The organism is Coleofasciculus sp. H7-2 (assembly GCF_042747725.1).
Taxonomy (GTDB): Bacteria; Cyanobacteriota; Cyanobacteriia; order Cyanobacteriales; family FACHB-T130; genus FACHB-T130.
In genome coordinates, this window is sequence record NZ_JBHZGO010000066.1 from 1 (window position 1) to 9,420 (window position 9,420).

A 9,420-nucleotide genomic window follows, 5' to 3' on the forward strand; every position below is an offset into this window, starting at 1 on the left:
CCATTTCTCAAAGCATGGAGGCATTGCGTCGGGTGTAGTTTCCTTCATGGGTATTTTTCAACGTGAACTTCTTATCTGGCATGGATCATAACTCATTTGGTTTTAATTCATTGTTTAAGTCCCGTTAAGATGCCTAGAATTGCATAAGGTAAGACGTGATTCCACACCGTTTGCCATTTGGTTGTGCCTAAGCCATAAGAAGCTTGTCGTAAAGAATCGGGAACAGCTCGGATTGCTTCTCTAGCAGTCACAATAATTACTGGTAAAGACAGCAAGGACAACGTTAGTGCCCCAGAAAGCAAAGCTGGCCCAAAATTCAAAAGATAATTGAAAACCCCTAATCCCAGTAGACCGTAGACAATTGAAGGGACTCCAGCTAGGTTGCTAATATTAATTTCAATAATATCAGTCCACCAAGCTTTCGGTGCATATTCTTCAAGATATAAAGCCGCTCCTACACCGATAGGTACGGAAATTAGCATTACTAATCCCCCTAGAAGAATGCTGCCAAAAATAGCAGGGCGTATGCCACCTCTATCGGGGAACCGGGAAGGAGTTTCAGTCAAAAAACCAGGTGTCAGCAGTCTGCCCAATCCATCCTTGAAGACATCGAAGACCAGAACGGCAAGCACTACCAAACCAATACTCAGACCAATCAAAAAGATAATTTCAAAGATTTTTCCTGTTGTTTCTCTCTTTTCTACATTTGCAGTAAACTCTTCGCGTGGTTCTTGGAACTTGTTTTGGGAAATCGAATTAGTCATGTTTATTACTCGTATTTTTCTTTATAGCGATTAGAAATCCAATGACTGACAATGTTTAAAGTTAGAGTCATCAAAAACAGAACAGCTCCCACAGCATATAAAGTGTTATAATTAACACTACCTCTGAGACTATCATCTCCTGAAATTTGAGCCATATAAGCTGTCATTGTTTCTACTGATTGAAAGGGATTAAGGCTGATTCTCGGCTCTTGCCCAGCAGCAATTAGTACAGTCATCGTTTCACCGACGGCTCTAGAAATGCCCAGAATAATGGAGGCAGCAATTCCAGAAAGGGCGGCAGGAAGCACAACTTTAAAGATAGTTTCCAGTTTGGTTACGCCTATTGCGTAAGCTCCTTCCCGCAACGAGCGAGGCACAGATTGTATGGCATCCAAGCTGATAGAGCCAACTGTAGGGCTGATCATTATTCCCATCATCAACCCAGCGCTTAAAGCGTTAAAAATTTCTAGGGGGAGAAATAACCGCAGAACTGGCGTCACAAATAAAAGCGCAAAGTAGCCATAGACAACGGTAGGTACTCCCGCCAGCAGTTCTACTGCTGGGCGTAAAATAGCTGCCGCCTTGGGTGAAGCATATTCCGCTAAATAGATAGCAGAACATAAACCCAGAGGAATGGCAACGAGCATGGCAATAGTCGTAGTAAGTATAGTGCCATTGATTAAAGGCCAAATTCCAAAATGTTTCTCTGCAAACAAAGGTGTCCACTTGGTATCAAGAAAGAACTCAGCGAAGGAAACTTTTTGGAAAAAGTCAAAAGTTACTCGGAAGATGATAAAAACAATTCCAAACGTAGTCAGGATGGAAATCAACGCGCAACAAAATAAAATCGCCTCGATAACTTTTTCCTGGATATCGTCAGAGGCTTTTTTTTCGAGCGATCGCCTGGATTCGCTATTAAATTGATTACTAAAATTTGTGTTTTGCATAAGGAAAATTTAGCTAAAAATGCTGTTAGTAATTGAGTAATCTTGTTTAAGCTTTGTTGTAGATTTTCTGTTCATCTTAAAGAAGATTTGCGATCGGTTCGCCAGGTTTGGCATCTTTGAATTTAGAACCTGTTTCCCCAGAGGCAAGTTTTTGTTTTATCTTGTGGTAAGCCTCGTCGGGTAGCGCCACATAACCAACTTGATCGACCCATTTCCACGAATTCTCTAGATAGAACTCAGCAAACTCTCTTACCGAAGGTTTGTTATCTAGGGCAGTCTTGCTGACATAGATAAAGAGGGGACGAGATAAAGGTAGATAAATGTTTCTAACAACATTGTCTAGCGGAACTGGCTTTTCACACTTTCCTTTTGGACTTTCCACACCAACCAAGTTCAGCTTGTCTTGGTTTTCCATATAGTAAGATATCCCCACATACCCTATAGCATTTGTGTCGCCCGCAATTCCTTGGACAAGAACGTTTTGATTGTGACTAGGAGTGTAGTCTGTGCGGCTATTTTTGGCTTTGCCAGTAACAGCTTGTGTGAAATAATCAAATGTTCCAGTATCAGAAGCAGGGGCATAAAGCTTTAACCTCTGATCGGGAAACTTTGGATTAATTTGATTCCAGTTGGTTATTTTGCGGTCTGATTTGGAGTTCCAAATTTTGTTAAGTTCCTCGATTGTCAAACATTTAGCAAAGTTATTTTTACGATTGACAATCACGGCAATTCCGTCTAATGCAACAGGCAGTTCTACAAAATCAATGCCCTTCTTTTTACATCTTTCGATTTCTTCATCCTTAATGGAACGAGAAGCGCCAACGATATCAATTTCTCCAGCAAAAAACTTACTCATCCCTCCGCCAGTACCGCTTGAAGCCACACTAACCTGAGCATCAGGTTTAACTTTTTGAAATTCTTCAGCTACTGATTGATGGATAGGAAAGCCTACCGCTCCACCATCAATACTCACCTGCGTCTTTCTTTCCTCTTCTTTACTACAAGAGGTTATCCCGAAGATGAGAACTATCAGAGATGTTAGTAAAACCCGATAATTTAACATGATTACGAAAGAGCATTGTAATTAAATTTACTCAGGTACAAAGAGATGCATAGGATTGAGAGGATCTGTAAAGAATAAATAGATAACCTCCATCTGTCACGAACTGTCACGAACGTCAAAGCAAGGCTGAAGAGGAGTAACCAGCGGAGCGGTGAGATGGTTCATAGGTATCCTTATCAATATCTCAACGAGACGAAAAGTAATACCCGATTGAGAATCACACCCTCATCAACCCAACTAAAGAGAAGGTAAACCCGATTTCCATCTGTTGCCTGGATTGTGCGCCTGGGGCGGGTGGAAGATGCGAAGGCGCACGATAACAACATCAGTGATTCTCCAGCTAAGTTGTTACTTGTAGCGGTTTGCAGCTTTCATTTAATACGCTCGGATGTTCATGATGCATTTTTGATTGGTATGTAACGATGAATTCTGAATCCAGACAGTTGGGCTTTACTTTAGTTGGATGTTGGTGTAAACTCCGGTTTCCCGGTAGGATTACTGTACTCTCAATACCTATCAATATATTTATACAGAAAATTTTTTCTGAATATCACTCTTTGGATATATATTCCCGTATTCCGACCAAATTGGCGTAGATTGTTTAAATAAACGACTAATCTCTCAGGAGCTAGTGTCCAATCTATAGCTGAGCTTGTTTGATTGAACAAGTGATACAGCTGATGCTCATAACCATCTACAGGGGATACAAACAGAGAATCCGCTGAGCATCTGTTGAATTCTATCGGTGCATGAAGATTCAGTAGCCATAGATCCAACGGTCGAGACAACTGATTCAAATTTTGTGGCGTTGCAAAGCATCTGTCGAAGTTGTGGGGTCTTGTTCTTGATAGGCTAAGAGAAACTGAGGCTTCATCGGTGAATTCTGACGTTTGATCTGGGCTAAAAGTAGCGTGGCTGTTACCATCCGCCACGCACAGCTTGAAATGCTTACTATGTAATCATCCTAGGGAAAATTATTGATTTTGACTCCGAAAAGAAGTTTTGATAGGCTTTCATCGGATGGCGATCGCTGTCCTAATAAAACTATTAGATTTTTGTAGCCTGAAAACCTTGTGGTTAGGTTACTAAACGTTGTTCTAATTAAAGTTACGCGATGTGCAACTAAGCTCATCAGTCAGAAAAGTCTCACAATCAGATGCAAGAATCCCGTAGCTGTCTTCTAGGGGTAGTGTCAGTTTCACCAACCGAACCGTAGGAAATATCGCAGCGATCGCTCTTAAAAGTCCTACGAATGAAGTTATTACTGCTCTGAATCTTGATTCGATGCAGCGTCTTTTTCCGGTGTTTTCGTCCGATTGTCATCGTAAAGACGAATCAAGGGAGACTTCTTGAGTTTCTTCACTCCACTGAGAACCACCAATGCAAATAGCGTTCCAATCAGACTCATTCGCCATAATCCACAGCCAGCGGCGGCTCCCAATCCAGCCGCCAACCAAATAGTTGCGGCGGAAGTTAGCCCCTTGACTTCGGCTTTTCTAAGTTTTTGATGAGATTGTTGCAGAATCATTCCCGCACCCAGGAACCCAACTCCCGTAGCAACGCCTTGGATGGTGCGACTCAGAGCATTGGAAGAAGAAAAGGTATTGTCACCATCCACCTGCAAAGGAATCATTACAAATGCGGCAGCGCCTAAGCTAACTATCATAAAAGTTCTCAAGCCAGCAGGTCTACCAGGCTGCTGGCGGTTCATGCCAATCGCGCCGCCAACCAGTAGTGCAGTGGTAAGCCTAAAGGTTACACTCTGCCAATCACTTGGGCTGAAAAACATCGAACTCATTGCTGGAACTCCCAGAAGAACTAGAATACTTATCCCTCAGTCCCCCAATGTACTGATTAAAAACTGGGCTAGGGTAGTCCAGTTACTTGTGACTGGCTAGGCGATATCTTTGCTATATCACAGTAACTACGGTAATTCGCTCGGTTTACTGTGGTTTAAAAATTAGTTTAGGTTAAGAATAGGTTAAAAGCAACCATAAAACTAAACTGGCGATCGCTATCTCTGTTTGCAGATAATGTAGGGGCACCTCTTGTGGGTGCCCTGCGTAGAGCGATGTCACCCACAAGAGGTTCCATGAATATTTTTACAGCGCGATCGCATTTAGTTTGCGATCGCGTCTTGACATCAAAATATAGGCACTAATACAGCGATCCAACTACTCCAACAGTTGATTTAAACCAGAATTGGAGAATCCTGAATTTCCGGTTCTCGAAATAACGGTGTACTCAAATAACGTTCGCCAAAACTGGGTTGTACCATGACAATCAAACGACCTGCATTCTCTTCACGTCTAGCAATCCGAATTGCAGCACCTAAAACCGCTCCGGAAGAGATACCCGACAACAACCCTTCTTCTCGACCCAAGCGGCGACCATAATAAATCGCCTCCTCATCCATGACAGTAATTACTTCATCAATCAGCTCTGTTCGGAGAACTTCTGGGATGAATCCAGCACCAATTCCTTGAATTTTATGCGCTCCCGCCTGACCTCCAGAGAGAACTGGACTGCTAACTGGTTCTACAGCGATCGCTTTAAAACTCGGTTTTCGTGCCTTGATTACCTCACCAACTCCAGTCAGCGTGCCACCCGTGCCAATCCCCGCAACTAAGAAATCTACTTCACCGTCAGTATCAGCCCAAATTTCCTCGGCTGTCGTTTCCCGATGGATTTGGGGATTGGCTGGGTTGCGAAATTGCGGTACAAAAGCATTGGGAGTTGTCGCCGCAATTTGTTCGGAAGGGAGCGATCGCTCCCTTCATGCCTTCAGCTCCAGAAGTCAGTTCCAGTTTGGCACCATAAGCTTTCAGCATCGCCTGCCGTTTTTGGCTCATCGTCTGTGGGATCGTCAAAATCAAGGCGTAGCCTTTCGCCGCCGCTACCATCGCCAGCGCAATGCCAGTGTTGCCAAAAGTGGGTTCAACGATAATCGTTTTTCCCGGCTGAATTAGACCAGCCTCCTCAGCAGCTTGAATCATACTGACGCCAATGCGGTCTTTAACTGAAGCTGTTGGGTTCATCCCCTCCAACTTCACAACAATTCGCGCTACAAAGCCTTCCGACTTTTGACCGTATTCACTTTTTAGAGGAAGAAATGGAATCGTTAAAAGCTCAAAAAATTGTACCTGTTGCTATGCACTCTAGCCTTCAGAAGGCTATCTTTTCAAACGCTTCTAATCGGCTAATTTCAGAGTTCCTCGACGGGGCAGGAATTTAGATAATTTAAAACTCCAACCCTGACCGCTAGTAAAAAGAGGTGGGGTTCTTCCAGAATTACTGAACCAACGCTTTAATTTACAATGCACTCAGGTTTTCTCGAAGCGATCGCTCTTGTCTTTTAACTGCTGCTAAAAGTTCGGCATTCTGGAGGATGACTCCAGCTTGATTATTAAAGATTTGCATATATTTTTGATCGCTGTCATCAAAACTAGCCCTGAAATATTCCGGAGCTTCCTCTTGTAAAAACGCTAATTGATCGAGTCTTTCATATTCTGGAAAGTCTCCTTGCTTCCTTTTATTCACTAATTGAGTCACCCCAATCAAATCACCATCGGGACTAAAAACTGGCATACATAGTAAGCTACAAGTGCGATAACCCGTCTGAAGATCGGTTTTTTTTGCTGTCTCCGAATCTGGGCGAGAATATAAATCGAAAGGAATATTCAAAGGCTCTCCTGATTCGGCAACTTTGCCAGCATAACCTTGTCCTACTTTCACCCGCAATTCTTTTACAGAACCATCGTCAAAGGGAATCTGCGTCCACAATTCACCAGCTTTTTGATCTAAAATCCACAAAGTACTGCGGTCGGCGTTCATTAGTTTCTTGGCTGCTTCCATCACCCGCTTGAGAATTTCTTCAAGATCCAAACTGCTTTGATTCACTGAACGAGCTGCTGCCATTAGTGCGGCTGCCACTCGTTGCCCCCTAGCTGTTTTATGATAAGAGCGGAAGCTTTCTAAAATCATTTGAATCATCGGGGCATTTTCCGCAAATCGTTCTTCATCGGCTTTCGTAAAGCCCTGTTGATCGATTCTTTCTGCTAAAGATGCAGTCCGGTCGCCAAATCGCTTTAATTTGTTGAGTAACTGAATAACTGCGACTAAATTTCCCTGCTCATTTAAGAGTGGCAACGCCAACATTGTATAAGTGCGATAGCCATTTTTTTTGTCTTGCTCTTTTGCTGCACCAGAGCGAGGATCTTCATAAAAATCAAAGGGAATAGTAATAACTTCTTTGCGGGCTGCCACTTCGCCCACAATTCCTTTATTAGCAGGTATCCGAATTTCTAAAGAACCCTCTCCATCTGCTTCGGCGATAATTGACCAAAATTCATTTTTGTCTTGATCTAATAGAAATATACTCGTGCGGTCGGCACTCAAAGATTTGCCCATTTTTAGAGTAATCGAACGCAAGGTGCTATCCAAAATATCATCAAAACCCTGGTTATCCATGACACTATTGAGCATCGCCAGAGTTTGACTTACCACATTTTTTTGCTGAGATTCTGCCTCTTGTTTGACGCTGGCAAATTTCTGGGCGTTTTGCAGAGCAACCCCCGCTTGAGAGTTAAAAATCTGCATATATTTTTCACTATTTCCATCAAAACTAGCCTTGAAGCATTCGGGGGCTTCGGGCCAATTATCTGGGTTATATTCTGGAAACACACCCGGTTTCTTTTTATTCACTAATTGGGTGACACCCAGTAATTCGCCATCCGGACTGAAAACGGGCATACAAAGTAAACTACAAGTGCGATAACCCGTCTTTTGATCCGTTTTCTTAGCTGTCTCCGAATCAGGGTGATCGTACAGATCGAAGGGAATATTTAAAGTTTCTCCCGATGCAGCAACTTTGCCAGCAAAACCTTGCCCTACTTTGACTCGCAATTCTCGAACAGAACCGTCCTCAAAAGGAATTTTTGTCCATAGTTCATTTGCCTCTCGATCTATTAGCCAAAGCGTGCTGCGATCGGCATTCATCAGTTTTTTTGCCGCATCCATGACTCGACCCAGGACTTCTTCAGAATCGAGGCTGCTTTGCGAGAGCGATCGCGTTGCTTCTGTGAGTGCTTCTGAGGCTTGTAGTCTTTGGGTTAATTTGTAACAATACTGGCATCTTTCCAGAATTCGTCGAATTGCCGGAGCATAGTCAGCAAACTGTTTTTGATCGGCTTCTGTGAAGCCGTATTTATCAATTCTTTCTGAATAGCGAGCTTGCGGATTATTCGGCTGCTTTAACTTATTCAGTAATTGGACAACGGCAACTAAATCTCCCTGCTCGTTTAATAATGGTAAAATTAACTCGTTGTAGGTGCGATATCCCTTATTTTTGTCTGGTTCGTCCGCTTCCAAATCAGCGGGATCGTCGCAAAAACTAAAGGGAGTACTGACAAATTTTTTGAAATAAGTTAAACGTCCTTTTGTTTCTTTATTCGACAAAATTTGAAGTTCGGGATGATTTCCGTCTTCATGCCTAGCGATAATTGACCAAAGTTCACTTTTTTCTTCATCTATAAAGAAAATTGTCGTGCGATCTACACTCAGTAGTTCGCCCATTTTTAAAGTAATAGAACCTAATATTTCTGAAAGAATATCATCAAATGTTTTGCCTTCCATCACGCTAAGCATCGATAGAAGTTTTTGTTCTTGGGTGGCAACAACTTGCATGAAGTCGGCGTGCATATCCGCTAATGCTTTGTTCACCCACCTTTCGTTAAATACAGAGGCATAAATGCGGTTACAAACCTTTAATTTCCCTTGCTGCTTGACAATTGCTCCTGACAGTAGCAATTCGATTTGTTCTGGACTTTCGTCAAATGCTAATTCATCTCGTTGCAAAATTAACTGATAGAGATCCAGTAGCGCACGGCTTCGCTGTCCAATTCGGAGAAGGCGATCGCGTATCGTCTTTAGATGCGGTGGTTCATCCATCGCTTCCCAACTTTCGATGATGCGGGATCGCACTAATTTCTCAACCCACTCTGGGATTTGGGTAATTGGTAATAAGTTTTGCTCTGCTTGTTGAAGGACTAATTTGCAAAGTTTTTGGGTAAGAAACGGCTGTCCTCCCGTCCAATCTAATACCTCTTTTAGCACTTCTTGAGGATTGCTAATTTTCCCTGCTAAACCCCCCGCTAAAAGCTGCGCTTCGTGTAATTGAAAACCATATAATTCAATCGCACGACCAATATTAAAAGGAGTACGATTTTTGTCTTGCATCAAATCAGAGGGACTTGCAACTCCCAGCAAGGCAAAAGTCAGACGTTCGTATTCATTGCAGGCGCGGATAAAAGCAAAAAAGTCATCAGTCTTAAAATTTAAGCTGAGGACGCTATCAATTTCGTCGATAAAAATAACAATTTTGTGGCTGACTGATGTTAGCAGCACTTGTTCGATAAATTCACTTAAGCGCTGCACTGGAGGTAAAAAAGCGCGATCGCGCAACCAACTTTGTAAGTTAATCTTGTCTGAAAGCTGGAAACTCGTCACTAAACGCCTTATCCAGGGCTATTTCATTCTAAAGATTGACTTCAAGTGGTTCAAGCTGAACCCACAACGACGCTGAGCTTGAGCCATGTTGTCAAAGCCTAAATCACGATACAGGTTGAGAGCTAGATTGCGGGCGACT

The 9,420-nt window shown here is 42.8% G+C and carries 5 protein-coding genes and 2 pseudogenes; all 7 read right to left on the reverse strand.

Going from position 1 to position 9,420, the window contains the following annotated elements:
- Positions 1-116 precede the first annotated feature (116 nt).
- Positions 117-764: pseudogene (gene pstA / locus ACFW2W_RS13995) on the reverse strand (phosphate ABC transporter permease PstA); the annotation flags it as partial.
- 5 nt (positions 765-769) lie between these two features.
- Positions 770-1,711 (reverse strand): phosphate ABC transporter permease subunit PstC, encoded by a 942-nt coding sequence (pstC, locus tag ACFW2W_RS14000; RefSeq protein WP_378178940.1) that lies wholly within the window; start codon positions 1,709-1,711, stop codon positions 770-772.
- Positions 1,712-1,787: 76 nt separating this feature from the next.
- A complete protein-coding gene (locus ACFW2W_RS14005) occupies positions 1,788-2,774 on the reverse strand; it encodes a PstS family phosphate ABC transporter substrate-binding protein (protein WP_378178943.1) in 987 nt (328 codons plus the stop codon).
- Positions 2,775-3,567: 793 nt separating this feature from the next.
- Positions 3,568-3,699, reverse strand: a complete 132-nt coding sequence (locus ACFW2W_RS14010) for a hypothetical protein (RefSeq protein WP_378178946.1) — start codon at positions 3,697-3,699, stop codon at positions 3,568-3,570.
- 336 nt (positions 3,700-4,035) lie between these two features.
- Entirely contained in the window at positions 4,036-4,563 is a 528-nt protein-coding gene (locus ACFW2W_RS14015) for an MgtC/SapB family protein (RefSeq protein ID WP_378178952.1), read from the reverse strand.
- A gap of 402 nt (positions 4,564-4,965) precedes the next feature.
- A pseudogene (gene cysK / locus ACFW2W_RS14020) lies at positions 4,966-5,857 on the reverse strand (cysteine synthase A); the annotation flags it as partial.
- A 229-nt stretch (positions 5,858-6,086) separates the two neighbouring features.
- A complete protein-coding gene (locus ACFW2W_RS14025; RefSeq protein ID WP_378178949.1) occupies positions 6,087-9,281 on the reverse strand; it encodes a GAF domain-containing protein in 3,195 nt (1,064 codons plus the stop codon).
- Positions 9,282-9,420 lie beyond the last annotated feature (139 nt).

Bases quoted from the DNA above. Each gene is read 5' to 3' on its own strand.
- pstC (WP_378178940.1), bottom strand. From the start codon at position 1,711: ATGCAAAACACAAATTTTAGTAATCAATTTAATAGCGAATCCAGGCGA.
- ACFW2W_RS14005 (WP_378178943.1), bottom strand. From the start codon at position 2,774: ATGTTAAATTATCGGGTTTTACTAACATCTCTGATAGTTCTCATCTTC.
- ACFW2W_RS14010 (WP_378178946.1), bottom strand. From the start codon at position 3,699: ATGGTAACAGCCACGCTACTTTTAGCCCAGATCAAACGTCAGAATTCA.
- ACFW2W_RS14015 (WP_378178952.1), bottom strand. From the start codon at position 4,563: ATGTTTTTCAGCCCAAGTGATTGGCAGAGTGTAACCTTTAGGCTTACC.